Genomic DNA, 26,888 nt, shown 5'->3' with positions numbered 1-26,888 from the left:
CGAGGCTAGGCGAGGAACAGTTGCAGCAGGTCGTTGAGAAACAACTGTCCCTTTGCCGTGGCGGCCAAACGGGTGTCATCGCCTTGCAGCAGACCACGGCGCTCGGCCTCGCGACGTGCCTGTTCCAGCTGCTGCAGGGACAGGCCGGTGCGCTGGCTGAACAACTCGGTCGGCGCGCCGTCGGTCAGGCGCAGCACGTTCATCAGGAACTCGAAGGGCAGCTCGTCGCTATCCAGCACGCGTTCGCCTGCCTGGTAAACCTTGCCTGGATCGAGATAGTCCTTGGGCAGACGGGTTTTCCAGGTGCGCAGGATGCGCCCGTGCGGTGTGCTCAGCTTGGCGTGGGCTCCGGCACCGATGCCGAGGAAGTCGCCGAACGTCCAGTAGTTGAGGTTGTGTCGCGCCTGCTTGCCGGGTTGGGCATAGGCGGACACTTCGTACTGCGCGTAACCCTCGGCCGCGAGCAGCGCCTGGCCGGCTTCCTGGATGTCCCACAGTAGATCGTCCTCGGGAAGCACCGGCGGCTGGTTCCAGAACACCGTGTTCGGCTCCATGGTCAGCTGGTACCAGGACAGGTGCGTCGGTGCCTGGGCGATGGCGGTGCGCAGGTCGAACAGCGCGTCCTCGATACTCTGCTCGGGCAGGCCGTGCATCAGGTCGAGGTTGAAGTTATCGAAGCCGGCGGCGCGGGCCATGTCGGCAGCGCGGATGGCTTCGCCGCCATCGTGGATGCGCCCGAGTGCCTTGAGCTTGGCCTCCTGGAAGCTTTGCACGCCGATGGACAGACGATTGATGCCCAGAGCCCGATAGCCCTTGAACTTGGCCTGCTCGAAGGTGCCGGGGTTGGCTTCCAGGGTGATTTCGATGTCGGGCGCGAAGGCGATGCGCCGCTCGATACCTTCCAGCAGGCGGCCCAGCGCGCGATCCGAGAACAGGCTCGGGGTGCCGCCGCCGAAGAAGATCGAAGTCAGCGGCCGGCCGTGGACGTGCTGCAGGTCGATATCGAGGTCGGCCAGCAGCGCGTCGACGTACTCTTCTTCAGGCAGTGTCGGCCCGGCGGCGTGGGAGTTGAAGTCGCAGTACGGGCATTTGCGCACGCACCACGGGATGTGGATATAGAGCGCCAGGGGCGGGAGCAGGAAGCGCCCGCCAGCGGTGTCGCTCATGCCAGCCCCAGGCGCTGCTTGAGCAGGGCCATGGCGCGGGCGCGGTGACTCAGGCGGTTCTTCTGCTCGGGCGGCATTTCGGCGCTGGAGCACTCACCTTCGGGTACCCAGAACAGCGGATCGTAGCCGAAGCCATGTTCGCCGCGGGCGGCATGCAGGATGCTGCCGTGCCACAGGCCTTCGCAGAGAATCGGCAACGGATCATCGGCATGCCGCACTAGCGCCAGGGCGCAGACGAACTGGGCGCCGCGCTCGGCATCCGGTACGTCCTTGAGGGCGTCGAGCAGTTTGGCGTTGTTGGCCGCATCGCCCTTGCCATCGGCATAGCGCGCCGAATAGATGCCTGGGGCTCCGCCGAGGGCATCCACCGCCAGGCCGGAGTCGTCGGCCAGCGCTGGCAGGCCGGAGATGCGCGCTGCGTTGCGCGCTTTGAGGATGGCGTTCTCGACGAACGACAGGCCGGTCTCTTCCGGTTCGACCTGGCTGAACTCACCGATGGAGCGCACGCGCACGGCGTCACCGAGCATGGCCTGCAGCTCCTTGAGCTTGCCGGCATTGTGGCTGGCCAGTACCAGTTCCTTGAAACCACTCGCGGGATTAGTCATCCGGGAACATTTCCTGGTTGAAGGTGATGCGGTGTGCGTCGTCGCCCTGGCGCACATCCAGGGTGAAGCTCAGCACTTCGCGGGTCTTGAAGGGGAACTGCGCCAGGTAATAGATGGCGCCACCTTCGGTGACCTGGCGGAAGGTCAGGGCGGTGCTCTTGCCGAGCAGATCCTTCACTTCACCACCCACCACGGCGGTGCTGGCCTTACCGGCCTTGAGTACGGCGACGTTGATCACGCCTTGAGTCTTGCTGCGAGTCAGGCCGGCGGCAGCAGCGATATCCGGCTGGATGAAGCTGGAATTGAACACGCTGTAGTGCACGTCGAGGTCGCCAAAGCTCTGCTTGCGTTCGGCGGCGGCTGGCAGTGCCAGGCACAGGGCGATGAGGAAGGGAACGAGACGGCGCATGATGATTCTCCTCTGTTCAGACCGCGACCTGATGTCCGGAAAGGCCTGCGGCGCTGATACGGTAGATGCCGATTTCACCCAGCAGGTTAGGCCAGATGCGGCTTGCCAGGCCGTGGTGGTGATCGCGATCCACCGCCAGGCGTTCTTCCACGCGTGCACCCTGGGCGTGACAGAGGCGCTCGAAGTCCTCGAAGGTGCAGAAGTGGATGTTCGGCGTGTTGTACCAGGTATAGGGCAGGAAGTCCGACACCGGCATGCGACCTTTTGTCGTCAGGTACCAGCGGCAGCGCCAGTGGCCGAAATTGGGGAAGGTGATGATGCAGGTCTTGCCGACGCGCAGCATCTCGGCCAGCACCTTGTCCGGGTAGTGCAGCGCTTGCAGCGACTGGGTCATGACCACCACGTCGAAGCTGTTGCTGGCGAAATTACCCAGGCCGAGGTCGAGGTTCTGCTCGATGACGTTGACGCCGCGCTCGATGCACAGGGCGATCTTGTCCGGGTCGATTTCCAGGCCATAGCCGGCAACCTGCTTGTTGTCGCGCAGCCAGGCCAGCAGTTCGCCATCGCCACAGCCCAGGTCGAGCACACGGCTGCCTGGGGCGATCCATTCCTGGATGATTTCCAGATCCGCTCGCATGCTCATACCTCGATTCGCTTCATGTAGCTGCCGAACGCCTGCAGATAACGCGGGATCGGCATGAGGAAGGCGTCATGGCCCTGCGGTGCATCGATCTCCAGGTAGCAGACGTTCTTCTTCGCGGCCAGCAGAGCGTCGACGATCTCCCGCGAGCGCGCCGGCGAGAAGCGCCAGTCGGTGGTGAAGGACATCAGGCAGAAGTCCGCCTTGGCGCCGGCCAGGGTCTTCGCCAGGTCGCCGTCGTGCGCGGCGGCCGGGTCGAAGTAGTCCAGTGCCTTGGTCATCAGCAGGTAGGTGTTGGCGTCGAAACGCCCGGAAAACTCTTCGCCCTGATAGCGCAGGTAGCTTTCGACCTGGAACTCGACGCTGTGGAAGTCGTAGTTGAGCTTCTCGCTCTTCAGGCCACGGCCGAATTTCTCGCCCATGGCGTCATCGGACAGGTAGGTGATGTGGCCGACCATGCGCGCCAGCATCAGCCCGCGCTTGGGGATCACACCCTGTTCCTGGAAGTGTCCGCCGTGGAATTCGGGGTCGGTGAGAATCGCCTGGCGCGCCACTTCGTTGAAGGCGATGTTCTGCGCCGACAGCTTGGGCGCCGAGGCGATGGCCAGGCAATGGCGCACGCGCTCGGGGTAGCTGATGGTCCACTGCATGGCCTGCATGCCGCCGAGGCTGCCGCCGATCACCGCTGCCCATTGGTCGATGCCGAGTTCGTCGGCCAGGCGCGCCTGGCTGTGTACCCAGTCTTCGACCGTCATCACCGGGAAGTCGGCGCCGTAGGGTTTGCCGGTGGCCGGGTTGGTGCTGCTTGGCCCGGTGGAGCCGTTGCAGCCGCCTAGGTTGTTGAGGCTGACGACGAAGAACTTGTTGGTGTCGATCGGTTTGCCGGGGCCGATGCAACTGTCCCACCAGCCAGGTTTGCGATCATCCGCGCTGTGATAGCCGGCGGCGTGATGATGACCGGACAGGGCGTGACAGATGAGCACGGCATTGCTGCGTGCGGCGTTCAGTTCGCCGTAGGTCTCGACGACCAGTTCGTACTCGGCCAGGCTGCGCCCGCAGGCCAGCGCCAGCGGCTCGCTGAAGCGGAATACCTGGGGGCTGACCAGACCGACGGAATCTTCGGGGAATGCAGTGGGCATTGAGGCGCTGCTAATGACTCTGAGGAGGGCGCCAGTCTAAAGAGCACCGACCCGAGCGGCAAGCGAGCGGTCTGGTCACCTCTCTCCCATTTATGGAAGAGAGGGCAGGGCGCGCATGAACATAGAATTTACAGGCTGCGTGGGCGCGCGATCACCGGCAGGCTGACCACCTTGCCTTGACGCTGCACCGGCGCCGGGCGGCGCAGTACGCGCAGCATCTCGCTGGCCTGGGCCAGTTGCTGCTCCAGCTCTTCCTGATAGCGCGCCAGTTGCAGGCTCCGTTTGCGCGTTTGCTGGGTTTCCTGGGCCAGCGCCTTGAGCCGCAGCATGTGAGTTTCCAGCATCTGCTTGTGTTCCAGGGTGTGCTGCATCAGCGGCATCAGTGCATCGGCCGCCCATTGCTCGGCGTCCTGCCGCAGGCGCTGGTGCAGGCCGATCACTTCCTGGGCCAGGGTGGCGAAGAAGCGCCGGGTCAGGCTGCGCTGTTCGGTGAGCAGGGTCTTCACGTGCAGGCGGAACTGGTCGCCCTTGGCTTGCAGCTTTTTCAGTTCACGCAGGTAGCGCTGGATCTTGAACTGTGGTGCGTCGACGCCGCCCAGCGGGTTGTCTTCGTTATGCCGGCGATAGATGGCGGCAACCATCTTGTTGGCCATCTCGGCTTCGTGCTGCAGGTTGTGCAGATCCTGCTCGACGGCGCGGAAAAAATGCAGGATGGCCTGGTTGATGCCCAGGGTGGTCCAACTGCCGGTAAGGTTGCGTCGAACTTCGTTGAGGTGTTCTTCCAGGCGCTCGGCACGTGCGGCATGGCGCAGCAGCTGACCCTGGCGCTGCAACAGGCGCTGATTGGTCTTCAGGCCGAGCAGGCGCTTGTGGTGCTGGTTGTGATCTTCCTTGGTCTTGGCGGTCAGCTCGAACAGCAACTGGCCATTGTCCTGCTGGTGATTGCCAAGCAGGGCCAGCTGTTCGTTGACCTTTTCCAGGCGCAGGTTGAGCACGTGCTGGCTGTTATTGAGCAAGGCCAGCACCTGACGCACCACATGATCTTCGATCAGGCGCTCCTTCTGCGCGACGATGCGCTCGCACAGCAGGTTCTCCAGATTGGCCATCTGGCTGCGCGCCAGCAATTCTTCGTCCTTGCGCACCTTGGCCAATAGCGCTTGCTTGGCGGACAGCGGCAGTACGTCCTGCTTGGCGATGCCCAATTGCTTGGCGGTGGAGTTCTGGATCTGGCTGATGGCGTTCTGCACGAAGCTCTCGCCAGCAAGGTCGTCCCACAGCACGTCGATCTTGTTCAGGACGGCGAACAGGCTGGTCTGCGCATCTTCGTCGAGTTGGCGGATGTGCTGTTGCCAGATGCTCATGTCGCTGGCGGTGACGCCGGTATCGGCGGACAGCAGGAAGATGATCGCCTGGGCGTTGGGCAGCATCGACAGGGTCAGTTCCGGCTCACTGCCGAGAGCATTGAGGCCGGGCGTATCGAGAATGCGCAGGCCCTGGCGCAGCAAGGGGTGGTCGAAATTGACCATCGCATGGCGCCAGGCCGGTACCAGTACCTGGCCGCGCTTGCCGGTGCCTTCGAGCATGTCCGGGTGGAAGCCGAGCTGGATCGCCTGCTCCACCGGCATGGCTTTGGTCTTGGCCACCTGGCTGAAGGCCAGGGCCATGTTGGCGGGGTCGCTGGTGTCCAGCGGGATGTTCACCCAGTGCCTGGGAATGCGCTTGAACTGGGCGACGCTGGCCGAGGCCGTACGGGTCTCTATCGGCAGCAGGCGAATGTAGGGGCGCTCCGAGCGCGGGTCGAAGAACAGCTCGGTGGGGCACATAGTGGTGCGCCCGGCGTGCGAGGGCAGCATGCGCTGACCATATTCGGAGAAGAACAGGCTGTTGATCAGCTCGGTCTTGCCGCGTGAGAACTCGCCAACGAAAGCCAGGGTGATGTGGTCGGTGCGCAGAATCTTCAGGGCGCGTTCGAGGCGGGCCTGTACGGCTTCGGAGTTGAGCCGATTGTGCTCCAGCCAGCTGCGATAGCGCGTGATCTCGCGCATCAGCTCGCGCTTCCAGGCAACGTAGGCGTCAACCTGCTGGCTGAGACGTTCCATGCTCATCCCGGCTCTCCTCTCGGCAAGATCATCCGCTTGCTGGTTAGCGTCTGCGTGACGGTTCAATTGGGTTGGCCGCCAGGACACACGGCATTGGCGAGAATAGCTTGCATTATGCGATGCGCCAGGCGGCCGTCAATTGGCCGCTGGTACAGTCCCGCCTTATGGTCGGGGTAGGCGGCTGAGTGGTCGTCAGGGGCGCTGCAGGCCGGGAATCGGCGGCAGGTTTTGCGGGGCGCGAATACGCAGGCGTTTCTGCCGGTTGAGTTCGCCGCTCTCCAGGCTTACCTGGCTCTTGGCGACACCGAAGGCCTTGGCCAGGAAGGCCTGCAGATGGGCGTTGGCCTTGCCGTCGACCGGCGGGGCGGTGAGGCGGATTTTCAGCCGCTCACCGTGCAGCCCGGCGAACTCGTCCTTGCTCGCCTTGGGCTGCAGATGGCAGTCGAGGATCAGATCCTCGCCGTCCCAGCGGTAGAAACTCATGCTCAGAGGAAGGGGCTGAGCATCGGCGGCAGGCCAGTGGAGGCGGCCAGAGCGCCGATCACGAAGCGGTCGATCAGGTTGATGGTGATGAAGGCGAAGATCGGCGAGATATCCAGGCCGCCAAGATTCGGCAGCAGCTTGCGAAATGGCGCCAGCAGCGGTTCGCAGATCTGATTCACCAGTTGCGCGCCGGGGTTGTAGCTGCCCGGTGCGACCCAGGAGAGGATCACGCTGATGATCAGGGCGAAGAAGAACACCTTGAGAAACAGCGAGGTTACGCCGATCAACGACCACACCAGCAACTGCAGGATGAAGCCGCCGACGTTGTAGCCCATCAGCGTCAGGGTGACGATCATCAGTACCAGCTGCACCAGAATGGCCAGGATCAGCGAGGCCAGATCCAGGCCGGCGAAACCGGGGATGATCCGCCGCAGCGGCGTCAGCAACGGCTGAGTAGCCTTGACGATGAACTGGCTGAGCGGGTTGTAGAAGTCGGCGCGTACCAGTTGCAGGATGAAACGCAGCAGCACGATCAGCAGGTACAGGCTGCCGAGCGTCTGGATGATATAGATGAGAGCTTCGATGAGTCCGGACATGCTGTCTCCTTATTGACCCAGTTGTTCGGCGAGTTCGGTCGAGCGATTGGCCGCCGCGTTGAGTGCCTGCTGCACCAGTGCTTCGAAACCGCCTGCCTGGAAGGTTTTGATCGCCGCTTCGGTGGTGCCGTTCGGCGAGGTAACACGACGACGCAATTCGGCAGCGTCGACATCGCTCTCGCTGGCCATGCGCGCGGCGCCCAGAGCGGTCTGGATGCTCAGGCGGGCAGCGGTTTCGCGTGGCAGGCCGAGTTTTTCACCGGCCTCGGTCATCGCTTCGATCAGCAGGAAGAAATAGGCCGGGCCGCTGCCGGACACGGCGGTGACTGCGTCGATCTGCGCTTCGCTATCGAGCCACAGCGCCAGACCAACGGCGCTCAGCACCTGTTCGGCCTGGGCTTTCTGTGCGGCGCTGACGCGCGGGTTGGCGAACAGGCCGGATACGCCCTGGCGCAGTAGCGCTGGCGTGTTGGGCATGCAGCGCACGACAGGGCGCTCGCCCAGCCAGTTTTCCAGGCTGGCGCAACTGATGCCGGCGGCGATGGAGATGATCACTTGGTTCGGTGCGAGGTGTGCGGCCAGATCCAGGCACACCGCTTTCATGATCTGCGGCTTGACTGCCAGCACGATCAGATCCGCACCTGCGATGGCGTCGGCGTTATTCGCAAAGGTGGTGATGCCGTGTTCCTGTTGCAGGCGCGCGCGCTGCTCGGTGCCAGGCTCGCTGGCACGGATGGCGCTGGCCGCCACGCCCTGGGCACGCAGGCCGCCGATCAGGCTGGCAGCCATGTTGCCGGCGCCGACGAAGGCGATGATCGGGTTGCTCATTACGGGAATTCCTTCATTCAGTGAGTGGGCTGGCCGTAGTCACGGGCGCCGAACAGGGCGGTGCCGATACGTACCCAGGTGGCGCCTTCGGCGATCGCGGCCTCCAGATCATGGCTCATGCCCATGGACAGGGTATCGAGATTCAACGCCAGCTCATCGCGCAGTTGGCGCAAGCGGGCGAAGGCTGCATGTTGTGCGGCGAGGTCATCGGTGGGCTCGGGAATCGCCATCAGGCCGCGCAGCTTCAGGTTGGGCAGGGTTGCGACGGCCTTGGCCAGCGCCGGCAGCTCCTCGGGTGCGCAGCCGGATTTGCTGTCTTCACCGCTGACGTTGACCTGCAGGCAGATGTTCAGCGCTGGCAGGTGGGCGGGGCGCTGCTCGGACAGGCGTTGGGCGATTTTCAGACGATCCACCGAATGTACCCAGGCGAAGTGTTCGGCGATGGGCCGGGTCTTGTTCGACTGAATGGGGCCGATGAAGTGCCAGATCAAGGGCAGATCGCTCAACTCGGCCTGCTTTCCCAGGGCTTCCTGCAGGTAGTTTTCGCCAAAATCGGATAGACCGGCGGCATGGGCTTCGCGGATGGCGTCTGCCGGTTTGGTCTTGCTCACCGCAAGCAGGCCGACCTCCGCCAAATTGCGCTGCGAGGCTTGCGCCGCCTCACGGATGCGCGCTCCGACCTTTGCAATATTCTCTGCTATCGTGGACATTACCTGCGCTCTATAAGCCCGACCTTTTGAGAGGGCGTCTACAAATTGCTGCGCTCGGCCATGCTGCGTTGAAGTCAGTCTCAAAATGCTCATGTACAGCTCGTACACTGCGCTTTTTCGCCTGGCTTCGCCTTGCCTGGCCTTCGCTCGCGGCTTTGTAAACACCCTCTCAGGGTTCGCGGCATTCTACCTGCTTGCTTGTAATTGGGGAGTCCCATGGATATCACTGAGCTGCTCGCCTTCAGCGCCAAGCAAGGCGCGTCGGATTTGCACCTCTCGGCGGGTCTGCCGCCGATGATCCGCGTCGACGGCGATGTACGCCGCATCAACCTGCCGCCGCTGGATCACAAGCAGGTACACGCGCTGATCTACGACATCATGAATGACAAGCAGCGCAAGGATTTCGAAGAGTTCCTCGAGACCGACTTCTCCTTCGAGGTGCCGGGCGTGGCACGTTTCCGGGTCAACGCCTTCAACCAGAACCGCGGCGCCGGTGCGGTGTTCCGTACCATTCCGTCCAAGGTGCTGACCATGGAAGACCTGGGCATGGGCGAGGTCTTCCGCAAGATCACCGACGTGCCGCGCGGCCTGGTGCTGGTCACCGGCCCCACCGGTTCGGGCAAGTCGACCACCCTGGCGGCGATGCTCGACTACCTCAACAGCAACAAGTACCACCACATCCTCACCATCGAAGACCCTATCGAATTCGTCCACGAATCGAAGAAGTGCCTGGTCAACCAACGTGAGGTGCACCGCGACACCCACGGCTTCTCCGAAGCGCTGCGCTCGGCGCTGCGCGAAGACCCGGACATCATCCTGGTGGGTGAGATGCGTGACCTGGAAACCATCCGCCTGGCGCTGACCGCCGCGGAAACCGGTCACCTGGTGTTCGGCACCCTGCACACCACCTCCGCGGCCAAGACCATCGACCGGGTGGTCGACGTGTTCCCGGCCGAGGAGAAGTCGATGGTGCGCTCGATGCTCTCCGAATCGCTGCAGGCGGTGATCTCGCAGACCCTGCTGAAGAAGATTGGCGGCGGTCGTGTGGCCGCGCACGAAATCATGATCGGCACCCCGGCCATCCGTAACCTGATCCGCGAGGACAAGGTCGCGCAGATGTACTCGGCGATCCAGACCGGCGGCGCGTTGGGCATGCAGACCCTGGATGCCTGCCTGAAGACGCTGGTATCCAAGGGCCTGGTCAGTCGCGACAGTGCGCGCGAAAAAGCCAAGAGCCCGGAAAACTTCTAACTCTGTGTTCGGCTGCGATGCACGCTCGCAGCTGCCTGTCCTGTCTGGACTGCGATGCATTCATGCGTGCGGATGAGTGAAAGCGAAGATGGAATTCGAAAAACTACTGCGCCTGATGGTCGAAAAAGGCGGCTCCGACCTGTTCATCACCGCTGGCGTACCGCCGTCGATGAAGGTCAATGGCAAGATCATGCCGGTGACCAAGAATGCCATGTCGCCGGAGCAGACCCGCGAGACCGTGCTGGGCGTGATGAACGAGGCGCAGCGCCGCGATTTCGCCGAGAACCACGAGTGCAACTTCGCCATCAGCGCCCGCGGCATCGGCCGCTTCCGTGTCAGTGCCTTCTACCAGCGCAACCTGGTGGGCATGGTGCTGCGTCGTATCGAGACCACCATCCCGACCATCGACGAGCTCAAACTGCCGGACATCCTCAAGAAGCTGTCGCTGACCAAGCGTGGTCTGGTGCTGTTCGTCGGCGCCACCGGTACCGGTAAGTCGACTTCGCTGGCGGCGATGATCGGCTATCGCAACCGCAACAGCAGCGGTCACATCATCTCCATCGAAGACCCGATCGAGTACATCCACCAGCACCAGAGCTGCATCGTCACGCAGCGCGAAGTGGGCATCGACACCGAGTCGTTCGAGGTGGCGCTGAAGAACACCCTGCGCCAGGCGCCGGATGTGATCATGATCGGCGAGGTGCGTACCCGCGAGACCATGGATCACGCCGTGGCCTTCGCCGAAACCGGTCACCTGTGCCTGGCCACCCTGCACGCCAACAATGCCAACCAGGCGCTGGATCGCATCATCAACTTCTTCCCGGCCGACCGGCAGAACCAGGTGTGGATGGATCTGTCGCTCAACCTCAAGGCCATCGTCGCCCAGCAACTGGTGCCCACGCCGGATGGCAAAGGGCGCCGCGCGGTGATCGAGGTGCTGATCAATACCCCGCTGGCTGCCGACCTGATCCGCAAGGGCGAGGTACACGAACTCAAGGGCCTGATGAAGCGCTCCACCGAGCAGGGCATGCAGACCTTCGACCAGGCGCTGTACAACCTCTACACTCAGGGTGAGATCACCTACGAAGATGCGCTGCTCTACGCCGACTCGGCCAACGATCTGCGCCTGATGATCAAGCTCGGTTCGGAAACCGATGGCGATCACCTGACCAGCATGGCTCAGGGGCTGGCGCTGGAGGTCAGCGAGGAAGATCCGGGGCGTCGCTTCCGCTGATGCTGCCAGAGAGGGGACGCGATGCGTCCCCTTCGTTCATCTGGGCAATGCGTTTGCCCTTCCTCCCGGCCAGCACCAAGGCCTGGCCGTCGCGTTGCGCACCGGCGCGCGCTTCGCTCATCAACTGCGGAATCAGTGGCCCCTCTGGCAGGTGCTTCCAGAACCTCAGCGGTAGGTGCTGCTGCATCACCGTGCGATTGAGCCGTGCCGGGTTGAAGGTGCTGCCATAGTAGGCCCGCCACAGTGCCTGGCCGTCATCGTCGGATTGCTGCGCCCAGGCTTGCCATTGCACGGGGCAGCGGCGCTCATGCTGCAGGCTTTGGCCGTTCCAGTACACGCCATCGCGCGGTGTGGCGATCAGCCAACTGTGCTTGCCCAGGCGTTCGGCGAAGTGGCCGCTGGCTGAGGCGAGAATATCGTGCGCCGGTTCGAACCAGGCGATGAAGTCGGGTGCGCCGGGTGCCTTGCTCGGCTGGAAACGCACGAAGGCATGCAGGTGATGGGCCTCGCGGCGTACTGCCTTTAGCCGGCGATGCAGCTCGCTGCCGTCGGGATCGCCCGCCAGCACGGCGCTGCGTTCGCCCTGCACGAAGCGCCAGAGCACACGATAGAGCAGGCTCCAGCGTTCCTCACCGCGGTACTGTGCCGCGCTCTCCAGTAGCTCGAGCAGTTCGGGGGAAACGCGCAGTCGGCCATTGGGTTCGGGGGTGCGCTCGGCAGCTTCGTCGAACAGGCCTGGAGCGGCTTCTTCGTCCAGCCACTGCAGTTGATGCGGCGCCAGGTTTTGCAGCAGGGCACGCCGTGCGGCCTGGCGCCAGGTGGCGAAGGTGCCGTCGAAGCGCAGGCTGTGCATCACCACAACGCCATTTGCGCCGAGGTATCGCGCAGTTGCTGACGCAGTACCACGGACTCGTGTTCGGCACGCGGTGGCCGGTAATCCTGGGTGACGATGAAGGGCTTGGCCTTTTCCAGGACGCAGCGCAGGCGGGTCAGGTCTTCATAACGGATGCGCCGTTCACGTCGCAGCGCGCCCAGGCGCCGTGCGCTGAGTACGCCGATGCCCGGTACGCGGGCGATCAGTGACTCGTCGGCGCGGTTGAGATCGACGGGAAACTGCTCGCGGTTGGCCAGCGCCCAGGCCAGCTTGGGGTCGATATCCAGCGCCAGGTTGCCGGGGCCGGCGAGTAGTTCCGTGGCACTGAAGCCATAACCGCGCATGAGAAAATCCGCCTGGTACAGGCGGTGCTCGCGCAGCAACGGCGGCGCGTCGAAGGGCACGGTCTTCGGGCTCTGGGGGATCGGGCTGAACGCCGAGTAGTAGACGCGGCGCAGTCGGTAGTCGTGATACAGCGTCTGGGCGTTGTGCAGGATGGTGCTGTCGTCGGTGGCGTCGGCGCCGACGATCATCTGCGTGCTCTGCCCGGCGGGGGCGAAGCGCGGCGCGCGGTGTTCTTCCCTGGCCTCGCGCTCGCCCTGATGAATGCTGTGCATGGCCTGGTGGATGCTGCCGACGCTCTTTTCCGGCGCCAGGCGTACCAGGCTGGTTTCGGTGGGCAGCTCGATATTGACGCTGAGACGGTCGGCATACAGGCCTGCCTCGGCGATCAGCTCCGGTGCGGCCTCGGGGATGGTCTTGAGATGAATGTAGCCGCGGAACTGATGCTCCTGGCGCAGCAGCTTGGCGACGCGGATCAACTGCTCCATGGTGTAGTCGGCCGAGCGGATGATGCCGGAGCTGAGGAACAGGCCGCTGATGCAGTTGCGCTTGTAGAAGTCCAGCGTCAGGGTCACCACTTCCTCGGGGCTGAAGCGCGCACGCGGCACGTCGCTGGAGCGACGGTTGATGCAGTATTGACAGTCGTACAGGCAGAAGTTGGTCAGCAACACTTTGAGCAGCGCTACGCAGCGGCCATCCGGTGTGTAGCTGTGGCAGATGCCCATGCCATTGGTCGAGCCGATGCCATCCTTGCCTTTCGAACTACGCTTTGGCGCGCCGCTGCTGGCGCAGGAGGCGTCGTATTTCGCGGCGTCGGCGAGGATCGTGAGTTTCTCGATCAGTTGCATGCAGAAAACTCGAACACTGTTTTTATATACAGTAATCTGCAGGCCTCGTGGCAGGCAAGCGCTTTACCCCACTTGAGCGTGGAGCGGCACCATGAAACCCTGCCTGAAGCGCAGCGTCATATGCGCAGATTGATCAAGGAGATCGCTATGCAACGACATGACACACACAGCAAGCTGATTGGTTATCTGTTGTGGATTTTCGGTTTCCTCGGCTCGCACCGCTTCTACTACGGCAAGCCGGTGACCGGTACCATCTGGTTCTTCACCCTGGGATTGCTCTTCATCGGATGGATCATCGACCTGTTCCTGATCCCGGCGATGGATCGCGAGGCCGATTTGCGCTTCACGGCGGGTGACACCGACTACAACGTCGCCTGGATTCTGTTGACCTTCCTCGGCGTGTTCGGCGTGCACCGGATGTATCAGGGCAAGTGGATCACCGGGATCATCTACCTGTTCACCGGCGGCCTGTTTCTGGTCGGCGTCCTCTATGACTTCTGGACGCTGAACACGCAGATCTCGATCAAGAACGCGCAACGCGGTTGAGCCTGTCTCAATAGGCGCTGCGCGCAGCGCACCCTACGGTTTGCTCGTCGTCCCGTAGCCCGGATGCAATCCGGGGACATTATCCGAGAAACGAAAAGGGCATCCCATGGGATGCCCTTTTTCATAACGCTGGCTGGATCAGTCGTCGCTGTCGTCGTCGTCCGCGCCGTCGACCTTCATGCCCAGTTCCTTGATCTTGCGCGTCAGGGTATTGCGACCCCAGCCGAGCAACAGCGCGGCGTCGCGGCGGCGACCGGCAGTGTGCTTGAGGGCCGTCTCGATCATGATGCGTTCGAAGGCCGGTACGGCAGTATCGAGCAGGTTGGATTGGCCGCGTGCCAGGGCCTGGTCGGCCCACAGGCGCAGGGCCTGCTCCCAGTTGGTCACCGGTGCGGCGTCCTGCGGTTGGGTCAGCAGCTCTGGCGGCAGGTCGTCGACGTGCACTTCGCGCCCGGAGGCCATGACGGTGATCCAGCGGCAGGTGTTCTCCAACTGGCGCACGTTGCCCGGCCACGGCAGGTGCTTGAGGTAATCCTCGGTCTCGCTCTTGAGCAGCTTGGGCTCCACTGCCAGCTCTTGCGCAGCACGGGCGAGGAAGTGGTGGGCCAGGGTCGGAATATCCTCGCGACGGTCGGCCAGGCGCGGGATGTGGATGCGGATGACGTTGAGACGATGGAACAAGTCCTCACGGAACTTGCCGGCCTGCACCAGGGTTTCCAGATTCTGGTGGGTGGCGGCGATGATGCGCACGTCCACTTTCACCGGGGTGTGGCCGCCAACGCGGTAGAACTCGCCATCAGCCAGCACACGCAGCAGTCGGGTCTGGGTGTCGGCCGGCATGTCGCCGATCTCGTCGAGGAACAGGGTGCCGCCATCGGCCTGCTCGAAGCGACCGCGACGCTGGTTGGCCGCGCCGGTGAAGGCGCCTTTCTCGTGGCCGAACAGCTCGGATTCCATCAGATCCTTGGGGATTGCCGCCATGTTCAGGGCGATGAACGGCGCCGCCGCGCGCGGGCTGTGGCGGTGCAGGGCGTGCGCCACCAGCTCTTTACCCGTGCCGGATTCACCATTGATCAGCACGGTGATATTGGAATGCGAAAGCCGGCCAATGGCGCGGAACACCTCCTGCATTGCCGGCGCTTCGCCGATGATTTCCGGGGTGCGGGCCTGCGCGGCGGGCGCAGCCAGGCTCTGTTGCTCCTGGGCATGCTGGAAGGCGCGCTTGACCAGGGAGACGGCCTCGTCGACGTCGAATGGCTTGGGCAGGTATTCGAAGGCGCCGCCCTGGTAGCTGGCTACCGCGCTGTCCAGGTCGGAATGCGCGGTCATGATGATCACCGGCAGGCGCGGATACAGCTCGCGGATACGTGCCAGCAGGTCGAGGCCGCTGGCGCCTGGCATGCGGATGTCGGAGATGATCACGTCCGGTTGTTGGCGGGTCAGGCGGGCGAGTACACCGTCTGCACTGTCGAAACTCTGGGTGGTCATGCCTTCCTGTTGTAGGGCCTTTTCCAGTACCCAGCGGATGGAACGATCGTCGTCGACAATCCAGACGGTTTCACTGCGGCTCATGGCGTGGGCGCTCCTTGTTCCAGCGGTAGGAAGATCGAGAACACGGTGTGGCCGGGGTGGCTCTCGCATTCGATCAGACCCTGGTGCTGGCTGATGATGTTCTGGGTGATGGCCAGGCCCAGGCCGGTGCCGTCGGCACGACCACTGACCATGGGGTAGAAGATGGTTTCCTGCAGCTCCGGCGGAATACCGGGGCCGTTGTCGATGATCTCGACCTTGACCACCAGGCGATGGCGGGTGTGACCGATGGTGAACTGGCGAATGGTGCGCGTGCGCAGGCTGATGCGGCCCAGGCCCATGTCGTGCCTCTGCCCGGCGATGGCCTGCATGGCGTTGCGCACGATATTGAGCACGGCCTGGATCATCTGCTCGCGGTCGATCAGTACATCGGGAATGCTCGGATCGTAGTCACGCACCAGGGTAATGCTGCCCTGGCTTTCCGCCTCGATGAGGTTGGCGACACGTTCGAGCACTTCGTGCACGTTGGTCATCGCCAGTGACGGCAGCTTGTTCGAACCGAGCATGCGGTCGACCAGGTTACGCAGACGGTCGGCCTCCTCGATGATGACGTTGGTGTAGTCCTTGAGGTCTTCGTTGGGCAGCTCGCGCGAAAGCAGCTGTGCCGCGCCACGAATACCACCGAGCGGGTTCTTGATCTCGTGAGCCAGGCCGCGCACCAGCAGTTTGGTGGTCTCCTGCTTGGACAGCTGAGCCTCCTCCTTGGTAATACGCAATAGGCGGTCGCGCGGGTGCACCTCCAGCAGCAGCAGGGTCTCGCCCTTGCTGTACAGCGGGGTGACGGCGTAGTCGACGGTGAGCGTCTGGCCGGTGACCGAGGTCAGTACGGCTTCGCGCTTGTTGAACGGGTGCGCCTGCTCCACCGCCTGGCGCAGAGACGATAGTGCCTCGGGCGATTCGGTGAACAGTTCGCTGATGAACTGACCATGGCTGCGCTGACCGCTGACGGCCAGGAGCATTTCCGCCGCCGGGTTCATGTACTCAAGGCACAGTTGGCTATTGAGCAGCAGGGTGGCGGTGGTCAGGTTGTCGAGTAGCAGGCGGTGCAGAGCGTCGTTGATAGTCATAGGCAGTGCGTTCCGGCAATGGGCAGGAAAATGCAAGAAGCAAACCAAAGCCCCGAAAAGACGCATGTTTTGTGCGCTTTGCCAGGTTTTGGCCGCCTAGCGGCGCTGCTGGGCGAGGAGCTGCGACCCAAAACAGGGACAGCTTAGGATGTGGTGCGTTTTATTGCACCATTATGGTGCTATGTGATCAGAAGAAGGGCAGGATGCTGACGTCTTCCTTGGGCTTGTCCTTCAGTGGGCATTCGGGGCGAACGCCGTATTCATCCTTCTTGCAGGGGTTGACCTTGCGTTTCTGCGCCAATGTCATGCGATGCATGTGGAAAGGCTGTGCGGGCGTGCGCTCGACGATGAGCCCGGCGCTGTCGATGATTTCTGCCACCAACTGGTGCGTACCGCGGTCGATGTGCTGCAGAGAGAAGACCGGGCTGCGGCTCGCCTCGCCCTGAATCTCGCCGTCGAGCAACAGGCGATAGCTGTGGCCGGGGAGCAGGCTGGGCTCGCTGTTGAGCGTGACGATCATGTCGCCTGAGCCATTGTGGATCGAGGCATCCGGCTCCGGCACGATGATGCGCAGCAACTGATAGTGCACGGTCTGTTTGGTGACCGCGGGTGGGGCCATGCGCACCGTGCTGGCGGGCGGGGTCGTCTGCATGTTGTTGGACGGTGCCAGGATCACCCGCTCGGCACTGCTGCTGCGCGGTTTGTCGGTGAATACACGGTTTCCCTCGGCGTCGATATAGGTATAGACCTGGGCGAGGGCACCTTGAGTCATGAACAGCAGGCAGAGCAGCAGTGCGCGCATCGTAATCAGTTCGCAGGTCTTGGAGTGGGGCGTGGCGGCGTTGCGGGTTGACGGGCAGGGCTGTTGACGCTAATGCGCTGCACGGTGAAGGTCTCGGTGTTGCTTTGCTGGATGATGCGCTCGCCAGCCACGACGGCCACTGCCAGGCTGTGCTCGCCCCGGTCGACGTTGGTCAGTTGCAGGCTCGGCACGTTGCTCGCCTGGCTATAGGGTTCACCATCGAGAATCAGGCGCAGGCGGTGGCCTGGCTGCAGGCGTGGTTGGATGTTCACGCCGACGATGAAGGTGCCGTTGTTGGCGCGCATGGCTTCTTCGTCCGGGATACCGGTCAGGCTCAGCACGGCGTAGGGTGCCTCGTTCTGTACGGAGGTGTTGCTGCTATCGACCGGCACGCTGGGTGTCTGCATCTCGACCGTATTGGTTGGTGGCAGCTCTACCGTCTCGGCTGTGGTGCCATCCGGCGGCTGATTGGTGAAGACCGTGTTGCCGTTGGAATCGATGTATTTGTAGATCTGTGCGCTGGCCGGCAAGGTCAGGGCAAGTAGCAGGCAGGCGATTAGCGGGCGCATGGGCCAATCCTTCCTCGAATGATGCGCTAAGCCTTGCACTGCTGTTGGTTCCTGGCAAGCGCAGGGCGCTATGGCTGTGACGTTTGGCTACAAATCGGCTCGGGATGGGTATCGGTTGTGTAGGGTGCGCATCATCGACCCTGAGCCGATACCGCAGGTAGTGCGCACGGCGCACCCTACCGGGAAATGAAAAGCCCCGCCAGGCAGTGCCGGGCGGGGCTTTCGAAACGCGCCACACGAAGGCGGCGCGAGACTGGCTTAGACGCTGTAGTACAGGTCGTATTCCAGCGGGTGCACGAAGGTGCGCACCTTGATTTCTTCTTCCGATTTCAGCTCGATGTAGGCATCGATGAAGTCGTCGGAGAATACGCCGCCCTTGGTCAGGAACGCGCGGCCCTTGTCCAGCTCTTCCAGGGCTTCTTTCAGGCTGCCGCACACTTGCGGGATCAGCTTGCCTTCTTCCGGCGGCAGGTCGTACAGGTTCTTGTCGGCTGCATCGCCAGGGTGGATCTTGTTCTGGATACCGTCGATACCAGCCATCAGCAGGGCAGCGAAGGCCAGGTACGGGTTGGCAGCCGGATCCGGGAAGCGCGCTTCGATGCGGCGGGCTTTCGGGCTGGAAACGTACGGGATACGGATCGAGGCGGAGCGGTTGCGAGCCGAGTAGGCCAGCATGACCGGTGCTTCGAAGCCCGGAACCAGACGCTTGTAGGAGTTGGTCGACGGGTTGGTGAAGCCGTTCAGGGCCTTACCGTGCTTGATGATACCGCCGATGAAGTACAGAGCGGTTTCCGACAGACCGGCATAGCCTTCGCCAGCGAAGGTGTTCTTGCCGTCTTTGGAGATCGACATGTGCACGTGCATACCCGAACCGTTGTCGCCGTACAGCGGCTTCGGCATGAAGGTCGCGGTCTTGCCGTAGGCGTCGGCTACGTTGTGCACGCAGTACTTCAGGGTCTGAACTTCGTCAGCCTTGGCGACCAGGGTGTTGAACTTCACACCGATTTCGTTTTGGCCAGCGGTGGCCACTTCGTGGTGGTGAACTTCGACGACCAGACCCATTTCTTCCATGGCGTTGCACATGGCAGTACGGATTTCGTGGTCGTGGTCGCACGGCGGAACCGGGAAGTAACCGCCTTTGACGGCCGGACGGTGGCCTTTGTTGCCGCCTTCGATGTCGGCGTCGGTGTTCCAGGAACCTTGCTCGGAGAAGATCTTGAACATGGAACCGGAGATATCGGACTTGAACTTCACTTCGTCGAAGATGAAGAACTCAGGCTCCGGGCCGACGAATACGGTGTCACCGATACCGGTGGACTTCAGGAACTCTTCAGCGCGCTTGGCGATGGAGCGCGGGTCGCGATCGTAGCCTTGCATGGTGCTCGGCTCGATGATGTCGCAGACGATGATCAGGGTCGGCTCTTCGGTGAACGGATCCAGTACGGAGGTCTCGTCGACCGGCAGCAGGATCATGTCGGAGGCTTCGATGCCTTTCCAGCCATGGATGGACGAACCGTCGAACATCTTGCCGTGCTCGAAGAAGTCTTCGTCCAGGGCGTCACGGGCCGGCATGGTCACGTGGTGCTGCTTGCCCTTGGTGTCGGTGAAGCGCAGGTCTACCCACTTCACGTCGTGTTCTTTGATCAGTTGAACAGCCTTAGACATGTTGTCCTCCAGGTGGAAAAGGCTCTTATCGATAAGCCTTGAAGATGCGGTGAAGCCCGGCGGGATAGTCCTTCAGGGCGACCTGCCTCACAAGGGAGCAAATTGCATGCCAGTGCCCTGTAATGGGCAGAGTGCCCGAAACTCAGGCGTTCCGCTGCTTGCGGCGGTTTTTCAGGAGGATATTTGCACCATTAAGGTGCTGTTAAATGCGGGCGCGCATGTTTTTGGTGCGTAGAGCTGAGGTCGCAGTATTTTTGGTCAAAGCTTGAGCAATTTCCGCTATAATCCGCGCCCCTGTTTTTTCGTCCCGTCGAGCGGGCGCTCTATTCATGAAGCTGATCGTCAAAGTTTTCCCGGAAATCACCATCAAGAGCCGCCCGGTGCGCAAGCAGTTCATCCGCCAGTTGGGGAAGAACATTCGCTCCGTGCTGCGCGATCTCGACCCTGAGTTGAAGGTCACGGGTGTTTGGGACAACCTCGAGGTGGAAACGCTGGTCGACGATCCCAAGCTGCTCGCCGAAATGACCGAGCGCCTGCGCTGCACACCGGGCATCGGCCTGTTCCTCGAAGTGAACGAGTACCCGTTGGGCGACCTGGACGACATCACCGAACACTGCAAGCGTCATTACGCCGATCAGTTGCCGGGCAAGATCTTCGCCGTGCGCTGCAAACGTGGCGGTAAGCAGTCGTTCAGCTCCATGGATGTCGAGCGCCATGTCGGCAGCCGTCTGCGTCTGGAGTGCGGCGCCGCCGGCATCGACCTGAAGAAGCCGGAAGTCGAAGTGCGCATGGAGATTCGCGACCAGCGCCTGTTCGTCGTGCACCATCGCCATGAAGGTCTCGGCGGTTACCCGCTGGGCTCGCTGGAGCAGACCCTGGTCTTGATGAGCGGTGGCTTCGATTCCACCGTCGCCGCCTACCAGATGATGCGTCGCGGCCTGGTTACTCACTTCTGCTTCTTCAACCTCGGCGGCCGTGCCCACGAGTTGGGTGTAATGGAAGTGGCCCACTATCTATGGCAGAAGTTCGGTCGCTCGCAGCGCGTGCTGTTCGTCAGCGTGCCGTTTGAGGAAGTGGTCGGCGAGATCCTCGGTAAGGTCGATAACAGCCAGATGGGCGTTATTCTCAAACGCATGATGTTGCGCGCCGCTACCCGTGTTGCCGAGCGCCTGGAGATCGAAGCGCTGGTGACCGGCGAGGCGATCAGCCAGGTGTCGAGCCAGACGCTGACCAACCTCGCGGTGATCGACTCGGCCACCGACATGCTGGTGATGCGTCCGCTGATCGCCAGCCATAAGCAGGACATCATCGACACCGCCACGCAGATCGGCACCGCCGAGTTTGCCAAGAACATGCCCGAATACTGCGGTGTGATTTCGGTCAACCCGACCACCCGTGCCCGTGGCTACCGCGTTGAGAGAGAAGAGGCCCAGTTCGACATGGCCGTTCTCGAACGTGCCCTGGAGCGTGCCACCCAATTGCCGATCGATCGCGTGATCGACGAGCTGGGCAAGGACATTCAGGTCGAAACGGTCGCCGAGGCATTGGCTGGGCAGATCGTTATCGATATCCGTCACCCCGATGCCGCCGAAGATGAGCCGCTGGCCATCCCGGGGGTCGAGGTACAGGCGCTGCCGTTCTACGCGCTGAACAACAAATTCAAGGAACTGGATGAGAACCGCCAGTACCTGCTGTATTGCGACAAGGGCGTTATGAGCCGCCTGCATGCCCATCACCTGCTGAGCGAGGGACATGCCAATGTGCGCGTTTATCGTCCGGCATAGAACGCCGGGGCTTAATGGTGGAAGTATCCGCCATCGCCCTCCCGACCGTTCAGCTCGCTGATCCCCTTTTCTTCATATTCGTCGTCCAGGCTGGGCGACACACCGAATCCTCTGATCGAGATACACACAGTGATCGAAAATCTGCGCAACATCGCCATCATCGCCCACGTCGACCATGGCAAAACCACCCTCGTCGACGCCCTGCTGCGTCAGTCCGGCACCCTGGAACGTAACGAGCTCAACGACGAGCGCGTGATGGACAGCAACGACCAGGAAAAAGAACGCGGCATTACCATTCTGGCCAAGAACACTGCCATCAAGTGGAACGACTACCGCATCAACATCGTCGACACCCCCGGCCACGCCGACTTCGGTGGCGAAGTCGAGCGCGTGATGTCCATGGTCGACTCCGTACTGCTGGTCGTCGACGCCCAGGACGGCCCGATGCCGCAAACCCGCTTCGTGACCAAGAAGGCCTTCGAAGCCGGCCTGCGTCCGATCGTCGTGATCAACAAGATCGACCGTCCGGGCGCGCGTCCTGACTGGGTCATGGATCAGATCTTCGACCTGTTCGACAACCTCGGCGCTACCGATGAGCAGCTCGACTTCCAGGTCGTTTACGCCAGCGCCCTGAACGGCATCGCCGGTCTCGACCACACCGACATGGCCGAAGACCTGACCCCACTGTACCAGGCCATCGTCGACCACGTGCCGGCGCCGAACGTCGACCTCGACGGCCCGTTCCAGATGCAGATTTCCGCGCTGGACTACAACAGCTTCCTCGGCATCATCGGCGTTGGCCGTATCGCTCGTGGCAAGGTCAAGCCGAACACTCCGGTCACTGCCATCGACGTCGACGGCAAGAAGCGTAACGGCCGTATCCTCAAGCTGATGGGCCACCATGGTCTGCACCGCGTTGACGTTGAAGAAGCCACCGCTGGTGACATCGTCTGTGTCAGCGGTATGGATCAGCTGTTCATCTCCGACACCCTGTGCGACATCAACCACGTCGAAGCGATGAAGCCGCTGACCGTCGACGAGCCGACCGTATCGATGACCTTCCAGGTCAACGACTCGCCGTTCTGCGGCAAGGAAGGCAAGTTCGTCACCAGCCGCAACATCAAGGAGCGTCTGGACAAGGAGCTGCTGTACAACGTGGCCCTGCGCGTTGAAGAAGGCGACAGCGCCGACAAGTTCAAGGTCTCCGGCCGTGGTGAGCTGCACCTGTCGGTACTGATCGAAACCATGCGTCGCGAAGGCTTCGAAATGGGTGTTGGTCGTCCGGAAGTGATCATCCGTGAAGTCGACGGCGTCAAGCAGGAGCCGTTCGAGAACGTCACCATCGACATCCCTGAGGAATCCCAGGGCAAGGTCATGGAAGAAATGGGTCTGCGTAAGGGCGACCTGACCAACATGTCGCCGGACGGCAAGGGCCGTGTGCGCCTGGAGTACAACATCCCGGCTCGCGGTCTGATCGGTTTCCGTAACCAGTTCCTGACCCTGACCAACGGCGCTGGCATCCTGACCTCGATCTTCGACCGTTACGACACCGTCAAGCCGGGCAGCATGTCTGGCCGCCAGAACGGCGTACTGGTGTCGATCGACACCGGCAAGGCGCTGACCTACTCCCTGGAAACCCTGCAGGCGCGCGGCAAGCTGTTCGTCGAGCACGGCCAGGAAATCTACAACGGTCAGATCGTCGGCCTGAACAGCCGCGACAACGACCTGGGCGTGAACCCGACCAAGGGCAAGAAGCTCGACAACATGCGCGCTTCGGGCAAGGACGAAACCATCGCCCTGGTACCGCCGGTTCGCTTCACCCTGGAGCAGGCTCTGGAGTTCATCCAGGATGACGAGCTGTGCGAAGTGACACCGAAGTCGATCCGTCTGCGCAAGAAGATCCTCGACGAAGGCGAGCGCACCCGCGCTGCCAAGAAAGCCAAGGCCTAATCGCCATCGGATAGCGTCGAGTTGTAAATGAAAAGCCCCGCCAGAGCGATCTGGCGGGGCTTTTTGTTTCTTGTCGGAGCCCGCTTGCGGGCGATCCTGCCGGTGTGAGGCTGATAGGCCGTAGCTTGGGTTGAGCGTAGCGATACCAGAGATCTAGCCCCTGCAATAACTACATCTGTTATGCCGGTCTGCCTTCGCGTTCCTCCCGCTCGCGCTTCAGCTCGCGATATTCGCAATAGTGTTCATAAGCAGCTTTGGCCACGACCGCGAGGCCAATGGTGGCGAGGATGTTTTTCAGCATAAGGCTCTCCAGTTATCTCAGGCAGGATGGGCTTATTTCCAGGCCATATCCTTTCCCATCGCTGTTCCTACCAGGCCGAACGACAGCTGTTTTCCGGGCTGTCGAGTGGCGCTAGAACGTTGCTGATATTGGTTGTCGGCAGATTGATCGTGTGTCCGCCGGCCACCAGTTGCAGGCGATTGGCCTGGCGCAGTGCCTTCCAGAAGCCGGGGAAGTTGGCAGCACAGGCGCGGCAGTCGGTGAAGAAGGGGTTGCTGTAATGCTCGCCATCGACGATCACGTCGAAGCTGCGCTCGCCCGACATCGCACCTTCTTCCGAACTGTACTGTTTGCCGGCGATGGTGGCGTAGGCGCGCACGGCACCATCTTCCTCGTAGTCCGGGCAGGAAATGTTCAACTCATTACCATTGCCGTCATCGACCAGATGCTCGCTGACGCCCATGCCCCAGCCGGATGTCCATTCGTAGGTTCCTGCGTTGGTCGTGCTGCAGACGAACAGGCTGCACAGCAGCAGTGTGATCTTCCCTTGCATGATGTTTCTCTCCGTTGTGTTGAATCAGGCGTGGCGGGGGCGCAGAAAGTCGCTCAGGCGCTTCTTCATGATTTCACTGCGCGTTGCGGTTCGGGAGTCGAGAGCGTCGCTATGGCACTTGGGGCAGGTGCTGTGCCAGTCGATGCCGATCATGAGGCAGTCGCTCAATGGAATCGTGGTGCCTTGCCAGTTGCAGGCAGGGCAGCGGAATGTGCGTGGCTGAGGTGGTATTGGCATGAAGCGACTTCCCTTGCTCGTTATGGGAAGTACTCTGCGCCGGGGGCGCGACAGATCGTGTCGCTGTTGTCGCGTCGCTGAAATCAGTGCCGCCTGCACGGCTTCCTTTGATATGGTTTGGCCATCAGTCAAAGGAGGCAACATGTCGTTTCAGGAGCTCAAACAGCGCCATCGTCAGGAGCGTGACGCTCAACATTCCAACCTGCGTTTACGTGTACATCGTGCCTTGAGTTGGCTCGACCGCGCCGAACAGGCTGACGATCTCGATGGCCGCTTCATCTTCCTGTGGATCGCCTTCAATGCGGCTTACGCCACCGAGATCGACGATCATCTGCGGCTCTCCGAGCAGGAAACCTTCAAGGCCTTCCTGCAGAAGCTTTGCACGCTGGACAAGGCCAAACGCATCGACGCACTGGTTTGGCAGGAGTTTTCCGGCAGCATCCGCGTGCTGCTGGACAACCCCTATGTGTTCCAGAGCTTCTGGGAACACCAGAGTGGCAAGATCGATGAGGCTACCTGGAAGAACCGTTTCGCTAGCGGCAAACGTGCAGCGCAACAGGCACTGGCCAGTGGCAACACACCGGCATTGCTCGGCGTGCTGTTCAACCGGTTGTACACCTTGCGCAACCAACTTATCCACGGCGGCGCCACCTGGAACGGCTCGGTAAACCGCGACCAGCTACGCGACTGCACGAGCCTGCTGAGCAAGCTCGTACCGCTGATTATCGAGTTGATGATGGATAGTGCGGATACCTTGTGGGGGGATGCTTGTTATCCGGTGGTGAAGTGAGGGTGGAGCGCTAAATACCGCAACCTTGGTGATCATTCCTGTGCGGCTACCCACTCAAACGAGCCCCGTCATGCGATTGCGAAGTCTGAATTGTTAAGATGTAAAATCAACCACATATATGGTGTAATTTCATCCACTAACTGGGTGGATTTACATCTATGTATCCGCGGAATATTCAATCCTTCGCTCTTGAGGCCCTGACCGACTCGCCCGTGCTACTGGTCAATGGTGCCCGGCAGACGGGCAAGAGTACGCTGGTGCGCAGCTTGCGCCCCGATGTGCGCTATCTCACCTTCGATGATCCAGCTGTGCTGGCGGCTGCGCAGGCTGATCCCTTCGGTTTTATTGCCGGGCTCGATGGCCCGGTTTGCCTCGACGAAGTACAGCGAGCCCCCGGCATCTTCCTGGCGATCAAGGCGGCGGTTGATCAGCAGCGCAGTGCTGGGCGCTTTCTCCTGACCGGCTCGGCCAATGTTCTGCTGTTGCCGCAAATAGCCGACTCCCTCGCTGGACGCATGGAAGTGCTGGAGCTTTGGCCGTTGGCGCAATGCGAGATAGCCAGGCAGCCGTTCAGCCTGATCGAGCGTCTGTTCTCGGGAGATTTTGCCGATCACTATCCATTCGAGCGTGGCGATTTTATTGGGCGCCTGTTGGCCGGTGGGTACCCCGAAGCGCTGGGACGTAGCAGTGGACGTCGCCGGGAGGCCTGGTTCGACAGCTACCTGGCGACCATCCTGCAACGAGACGTGCGCGACCTGGCGCAGATCGAAGGTTTGACCGAGTTGCCGCGTCTGCTGCAACTGCTTGCAGCGCGCAGTGGTGGTCTGATGAATGCCGCCGAATTGTCACGTAGCTCCGGTATCCCTCAGACCACGCTCAAGCGTTACCTGGCGCTGCTGGAAACCCTGTTTCTGATTCGCCAAGTGCCAGCCTGGTCGTCCAACCTGGGCAAACGCCTGCAGAAATCGCCCAAGCTATTCCTCTCCGACCACGGCCTGATGGCGCATCTGCAAGGGCTGGGGGAGGTCAGTCTGAAGGCGGGCCTGGGCTTGCCCGGCGATTTGGTGGAGGCTTTCATCCATGCTGAACTGGCCAAGCACCAGAGCTGGGCTGAGGCGCGTACGCGGTTGATGCATTACCGAACGTCCACGGGCGTTGAAGTGGACTTCGTGCTGGAGAACCGTCGCAATGAACTGGTCGGTATCGAAGTAAAAGCCGCCACCAGTATCAGCAGCAAAGACTTCAATGGCCTGCGCCACCTGCGTGAAACCGCGCCCGAGCAATTCAAGCGCGGCGTGCTGTTTTATACCGGGGAGCAGGTTGTGCGCTTCGATGAGCAGTTGGTAGCGGTGCCGATGGGGGGGGTGTGGGGGGCTAGATAAGTTCGGGTAATTTGGTTCAGGCCACGGTTCTCGACGCAGAATATCGTGGTCTGTCCCGGTTCTGCCGGTTCTGCATGTGTTCCAGAGTTTCTGGGAGCACCAGAGTGGCAAGATCGATGAGGCTACCTGGAAGAACCGTTTCGCCAGTGGCAAACGCGCGGCGCAACAGGCACTGGCCAGTGGCAACACACCGGCATTGCTCGGCGTGCTGTTCAACCGCTTGTACACCCTGCGCAACCAGCTCATCCACGGCGGTGCCACCTGGAACGGCTCGGTCAACCGCGACCAGCTACGCGACTGCACGAGCCTGCTGAGCAAGCTCGTGCAGCTGATCATCGAGTTGATGATGGATAGTGCGGATACCTTGTGGGGGGATGCTTGTTATCCGGTGGTGGTTCGGTAGGGAGTCGTGGAGTGCTTGATGCTCGGCCGAACGATCAGCAACTACC

General features: G+C 61.9%; 26 protein-coding genes and 1 pseudogene. 8 read left to right on the top strand and 19 right to left on the bottom strand.

Going from position 1 to position 26,888, the window contains the following annotated elements; all coding sequences use genetic code 11:
• Nucleotides 1-5 precede the first annotated feature (5 nt).
• From hemW to HS968_RS23400, 10 genes are all read right to left on the bottom strand, one after another.
• Nucleotides 6-1,166, bottom strand: coding sequence for a radical SAM family heme chaperone HemW (hemW, locus tag HS968_RS23445; protein ID WP_182368896.1), 1,161 nt, complete (start codon nucleotides 1,164-1,166; stop codon nucleotides 6-8).
• Nucleotides 1,163-1,771 carry an RdgB/HAM1 family non-canonical purine NTP pyrophosphatase gene (rdgB, locus tag HS968_RS23440; protein ID WP_179622839.1) on the bottom strand — a complete coding sequence of 203 codons (609 nt, stop codon included), beginning with the start codon at nucleotides 1,769-1,771 and terminating at the stop codon, nucleotides 1,163-1,165. The genes hemW and rdgB overlap by 4 nt, the downstream gene beginning before the upstream one ends.
• Nucleotides 1,764-2,180: a DUF4426 domain-containing protein gene (locus HS968_RS23435; protein WP_106738475.1), complete on the bottom strand. Its 417-nt coding sequence runs from the start codon at nucleotides 2,178-2,180 to the stop codon at nucleotides 1,764-1,766. Before HS968_RS23435 ends, rdgB begins: the two co-directional genes overlap by 8 nt.
• A 16-nt stretch (nucleotides 2,181-2,196) precedes the next feature.
• Nucleotides 2,197-2,817, bottom strand: a complete 621-nt coding sequence (gene metW, locus HS968_RS23430; RefSeq protein WP_119694214.1) for a methionine biosynthesis protein MetW — start codon at nucleotides 2,815-2,817, stop codon at nucleotides 2,197-2,199.
• Between the two features lie 2 nt (nucleotides 2,818-2,819).
• Entirely contained in the window at nucleotides 2,820-3,959 is a 1,140-nt protein-coding gene (gene metX, locus HS968_RS23425) for a homoserine O-succinyltransferase MetX (protein WP_179622838.1), read from the bottom strand.
• A 128-nt stretch (nucleotides 3,960-4,087) separates the two neighbouring features.
• Nucleotides 4,088-6,064, bottom strand: a complete 1,977-nt coding sequence (locus HS968_RS23420) for a dynamin-like GTPase family protein (protein ID WP_119694216.1) — start codon at nucleotides 6,062-6,064, stop codon at nucleotides 4,088-4,090.
• Nucleotides 6,065-6,250: 186 nt separating this feature from the next.
• On the bottom strand, nucleotides 6,251-6,541 hold the full coding sequence (locus HS968_RS23415; protein WP_119694217.1) for a DUF167 domain-containing protein: 291 nt from the start codon (nucleotides 6,539-6,541) through the stop codon (nucleotides 6,251-6,253).
• Between the two features lie 2 nt (nucleotides 6,542-6,543).
• Complete coding sequence (locus HS968_RS23410; RefSeq protein WP_182368895.1) at nucleotides 6,544-7,137, bottom strand: YggT family protein; 594 nt, start codon at nucleotides 7,135-7,137, stop codon at nucleotides 6,544-6,546.
• Nucleotides 7,138-7,146: 9 nt separating this feature from the next.
• Nucleotides 7,147-7,965: a pyrroline-5-carboxylate reductase gene (gene proC / locus HS968_RS23405; RefSeq protein WP_182368894.1), complete on the bottom strand. Its 819-nt coding sequence runs from the start codon at nucleotides 7,963-7,965 to the stop codon at nucleotides 7,147-7,149.
• Nucleotides 7,966-7,982: 17 nt separating this feature from the next.
• Complete coding sequence (locus HS968_RS23400; RefSeq protein WP_182368893.1) at nucleotides 7,983-8,675, bottom strand: YggS family pyridoxal phosphate-dependent enzyme; 693 nt, start codon at nucleotides 8,673-8,675, stop codon at nucleotides 7,983-7,985.
• Nucleotides 8,676-8,891: 216 nt separating this feature from the next.
• Here HS968_RS23400 and pilT point away from each other — a divergent pair, with 216 nt between their 5' ends.
• Both pilT and HS968_RS23390 read left to right on the top strand, forming a co-directional pair.
• The gene (pilT, locus tag HS968_RS23395; protein ID WP_003463935.1) at nucleotides 8,892-9,926 is read left to right on the top strand and encodes a type IV pilus twitching motility protein PilT; all 1,035 of its coding nucleotides are present in this window, start codon (nucleotides 8,892-8,894) and stop codon (nucleotides 9,924-9,926) included.
• An 88-nt stretch (nucleotides 9,927-10,014) separates the two neighbouring features.
• Nucleotides 10,015-11,160 (top strand): PilT/PilU family type 4a pilus ATPase, encoded by a 1,146-nt coding sequence (locus HS968_RS23390; RefSeq protein WP_119694221.1) that lies wholly within the window; start codon nucleotides 10,015-10,017, stop codon nucleotides 11,158-11,160.
• Here the strand turns inward: HS968_RS23390 and HS968_RS23385 are convergent.
• Together HS968_RS23385 and HS968_RS23380 are read right to left on the bottom strand one after the other, a co-directional pair.
• On the bottom strand, nucleotides 11,126-12,013 hold the full coding sequence (locus tag HS968_RS23385; protein ID WP_182368892.1) for a TIGR03915 family putative DNA repair protein: 888 nt from the start codon (nucleotides 12,011-12,013) through the stop codon (nucleotides 11,126-11,128). The genes HS968_RS23390 and HS968_RS23385 overlap by 35 nt on opposite strands.
• The gene (locus tag HS968_RS23380) at nucleotides 12,013-13,224 is read right to left on the bottom strand and encodes a putative DNA modification/repair radical SAM protein (protein ID WP_182368890.1); all 1,212 of its coding nucleotides are present in this window, start codon (nucleotides 13,222-13,224) and stop codon (nucleotides 12,013-12,015) included. Before HS968_RS23380 ends, HS968_RS23385 begins: the two co-directional genes overlap by 1 nt.
• 147 nt (nucleotides 13,225-13,371) lie before the next feature.
• Between HS968_RS23380 and HS968_RS23375 the strand changes: the two genes are divergently transcribed.
• On the top strand, nucleotides 13,372-13,770 hold the full coding sequence (locus tag HS968_RS23375) for an NINE protein (protein ID WP_182368889.1): 399 nt from the start codon (nucleotides 13,372-13,374) through the stop codon (nucleotides 13,768-13,770).
• A 138-nt stretch (nucleotides 13,771-13,908) separates the two neighbouring features.
• On the opposite strand, the gene ntrC is transcribed toward HS968_RS23375, so the two are convergent.
• The 5 genes from ntrC to glnA all read right to left on the bottom strand — a co-directional run bounded on the left by ntrC (nucleotide 13,909) and on the right by glnA (nucleotide 19,463).
• Entirely contained in the window at nucleotides 13,909-15,342 is a 1,434-nt protein-coding gene (gene ntrC / locus HS968_RS23370; protein WP_125879694.1) for a nitrogen regulation protein NR(I), read from the bottom strand.
• The gene (gene glnL, locus HS968_RS23365; RefSeq protein ID WP_182368888.1) at nucleotides 15,339-16,427 is read right to left on the bottom strand and encodes a nitrogen regulation protein NR(II); all 1,089 of its coding nucleotides are present in this window, start codon (nucleotides 16,425-16,427) and stop codon (nucleotides 15,339-15,341) included. Before glnL ends, ntrC begins: the two co-directional genes overlap by 4 nt.
• A gap of 187 nt (nucleotides 16,428-16,614) precedes the next feature.
• On the bottom strand, nucleotides 16,615-17,229 hold the full coding sequence (locus HS968_RS23360) for a DUF4124 domain-containing protein (RefSeq protein ID WP_182368887.1): 615 nt from the start codon (nucleotides 17,227-17,229) through the stop codon (nucleotides 16,615-16,617).
• A 5-nt stretch (nucleotides 17,230-17,234) separates the two neighbouring features.
• Entirely contained in the window at nucleotides 17,235-17,798 is a 564-nt protein-coding gene (locus tag HS968_RS23355; protein ID WP_182368886.1) for a DUF4124 domain-containing protein, read from the bottom strand.
• Nucleotides 17,799-18,056: 258 nt separating this feature from the next.
• Complete coding sequence (gene glnA / locus HS968_RS23350; RefSeq protein WP_106738492.1) at nucleotides 18,057-19,463, bottom strand: glutamate--ammonia ligase; 1,407 nt, start codon at nucleotides 19,461-19,463, stop codon at nucleotides 18,057-18,059.
• 329 nt (nucleotides 19,464-19,792) lie between these two features.
• On the opposite strand from glnA, the gene thiI reads away from it, so the two are divergent.
• Both thiI and typA read left to right on the top strand, forming a co-directional pair.
• Nucleotides 19,793-21,247, top strand: coding sequence for a tRNA uracil 4-sulfurtransferase ThiI (gene thiI, locus HS968_RS23345; protein WP_119694228.1), 1,455 nt, complete (start codon nucleotides 19,793-19,795; stop codon nucleotides 21,245-21,247).
• A 129-nt stretch (nucleotides 21,248-21,376) separates the two neighbouring features.
• A complete protein-coding gene (gene typA, locus HS968_RS23340; RefSeq protein ID WP_179622826.1) occupies nucleotides 21,377-23,197 on the top strand; it encodes a translational GTPase TypA in 1,821 nt (606 codons plus the stop codon).
• Nucleotides 23,198-23,375: 178 nt separating this feature from the next.
• Here typA and HS968_RS26550 read toward each other — a convergent pair whose 3' ends face one another.
• Nucleotides 23,376-23,498, bottom strand: coding sequence for a hypothetical protein (locus tag HS968_RS26550; protein ID WP_257786986.1), 123 nt, complete (start codon nucleotides 23,496-23,498; stop codon nucleotides 23,376-23,378).
• 67 nt (nucleotides 23,499-23,565) lie between these two features.
• On the bottom strand, nucleotides 23,566-24,030 hold the full coding sequence (locus HS968_RS23335) for a hypothetical protein (protein WP_182368885.1): 465 nt from the start codon (nucleotides 24,028-24,030) through the stop codon (nucleotides 23,566-23,568).
• Between the two features lie 379 nt (nucleotides 24,031-24,409).
• Here HS968_RS23335 and HS968_RS23330 point away from each other — a divergent pair, with 379 nt between their 5' ends.
• From HS968_RS23330 to HS968_RS23320, 3 genes and pseudogenes are all read left to right on the top strand, one after another.
• Entirely contained in the window at nucleotides 24,410-25,057 is a 648-nt protein-coding gene (locus HS968_RS23330) for a HEPN domain-containing protein (RefSeq protein ID WP_182368884.1), read from the top strand.
• Nucleotides 25,058-25,215: 158 nt separating this feature from the next.
• Entirely contained in the window at nucleotides 25,216-26,439 is a 1,224-nt protein-coding gene (locus HS968_RS23325; protein ID WP_182368883.1) for an ATP-binding protein, read from the top strand.
• 73 nt (nucleotides 26,440-26,512) lie between these two features.
• Nucleotides 26,513-26,842, top strand: a pseudogene (locus HS968_RS23320) (hypothetical protein); the annotation flags it as partial.
• Nucleotides 26,843-26,888: the final 46 nt, after the last annotated feature.

Source organism: Pseudomonas berkeleyensis, from assembly GCF_014109765.1.
In the GTDB taxonomy this organism is placed as follows: domain Bacteria; phylum Pseudomonadota; class Gammaproteobacteria; order Pseudomonadales; family Pseudomonadaceae; genus Aquipseudomonas; species Aquipseudomonas berkeleyensis.
The sequence above is the reverse complement of the archived record's forward strand: the minus strand, read 5'-3'. Positions and strand labels throughout refer to the sequence as shown.

Bases quoted from the DNA above. Each gene is read 5' to 3' on its own strand.
- HS968_RS26550 (WP_257786986.1), bottom strand. From the start codon at position 23,498: ATGCTGAAAAACATCCTCGCCACCATTGGCCTCGCGGTCGTGGCCAAA.
- glnL (WP_182368888.1), bottom strand. From the start codon at position 16,427: ATGACTATCAACGACGCTCTGCACCGCCTGCTACTCGACAACCTGACC.
- HS968_RS23330 (WP_182368884.1), top strand. From the start codon at position 24,410: ATGTCGTTTCAGGAGCTCAAACAGCGCCATCGTCAGGAGCGTGACGCT.
- pilT (WP_003463935.1), top strand. From the start codon at position 8,892: ATGGATATCACTGAGCTGCTCGCCTTCAGCGCCAAGCAAGGCGCGTCG.
- HS968_RS23355 (WP_182368886.1), bottom strand. From the start codon at position 17,798: ATGCGCCCGCTAATCGCCTGCCTGCTACTTGCCCTGACCTTGCCGGCC.
- HS968_RS23385 (WP_182368892.1), bottom strand. From the start codon at position 12,013: ATGCACAGCCTGCGCTTCGACGGCACCTTCGCCACCTGGCGCCAGGCC.
- glnA (WP_106738492.1), bottom strand. From the start codon at position 19,463: ATGTCTAAGGCTGTTCAACTGATCAAAGAACACGACGTGAAGTGGGTA.
- HS968_RS23435 (WP_106738475.1), bottom strand. From the start codon at position 2,180: ATGCGCCGTCTCGTTCCCTTCCTCATCGCCCTGTGCCTGGCACTGCCA.
- proC (WP_182368894.1), bottom strand. From the start codon at position 7,965: ATGAGCAACCCGATCATCGCCTTCGTCGGCGCCGGCAACATGGCTGCC.
- HS968_RS23325 (WP_182368883.1), top strand. From the start codon at position 25,216: ATGTATCCGCGGAATATTCAATCCTTCGCTCTTGAGGCCCTGACCGAC.
- rdgB (WP_179622839.1), bottom strand. From the start codon at position 1,771: ATGACTAATCCCGCGAGTGGTTTCAAGGAACTGGTACTGGCCAGCCAC.
- HS968_RS23415 (WP_119694217.1), bottom strand. From the start codon at position 6,541: ATGAGTTTCTACCGCTGGGACGGCGAGGATCTGATCCTCGACTGCCAT.
- thiI (WP_119694228.1), top strand. From the start codon at position 19,793: ATGAAGCTGATCGTCAAAGTTTTCCCGGAAATCACCATCAAGAGCCGC.
- HS968_RS23410 (WP_182368895.1), bottom strand. From the start codon at position 7,137: ATGTCCGGACTCATCGAAGCTCTCATCTATATCATCCAGACGCTCGGC.
- HS968_RS23375 (WP_182368889.1), top strand. From the start codon at position 13,372: ATGCAACGACATGACACACACAGCAAGCTGATTGGTTATCTGTTGTGG.
- HS968_RS23420 (WP_119694216.1), bottom strand. From the start codon at position 6,064: ATGAGCATGGAACGTCTCAGCCAGCAGGTTGACGCCTACGTTGCCTGG.
- HS968_RS23335 (WP_182368885.1), bottom strand. From the start codon at position 24,030: ATGCAAGGGAAGATCACACTGCTGCTGTGCAGCCTGTTCGTCTGCAGC.
- metX (WP_179622838.1), bottom strand. From the start codon at position 3,959: ATGCCCACTGCATTCCCCGAAGATTCCGTCGGTCTGGTCAGCCCCCAG.
- metW (WP_119694214.1), bottom strand. From the start codon at position 2,817: ATGCGAGCGGATCTGGAAATCATCCAGGAATGGATCGCCCCAGGCAGC.
- HS968_RS23400 (WP_182368893.1), bottom strand. From the start codon at position 8,675: ATGTCCACGATAGCAGAGAATATTGCAAAGGTCGGAGCGCGCATCCGT.
- HS968_RS23360 (WP_182368887.1), bottom strand. From the start codon at position 17,229: ATGCGCGCACTGCTGCTCTGCCTGCTGTTCATGACTCAAGGTGCCCTC.
- hemW (WP_182368896.1), bottom strand. From the start codon at position 1,166: ATGAGCGACACCGCTGGCGGGCGCTTCCTGCTCCCGCCCCTGGCGCTC.
- ntrC (WP_125879694.1), bottom strand. From the start codon at position 15,342: ATGAGCCGCAGTGAAACCGTCTGGATTGTCGACGACGATCGTTCCATC.
- HS968_RS23390 (WP_119694221.1), top strand. From the start codon at position 10,015: ATGGAATTCGAAAAACTACTGCGCCTGATGGTCGAAAAAGGCGGCTCC.
- HS968_RS23380 (WP_182368890.1), bottom strand. From the start codon at position 13,224: ATGCAACTGATCGAGAAACTCACGATCCTCGCCGACGCCGCGAAATAC.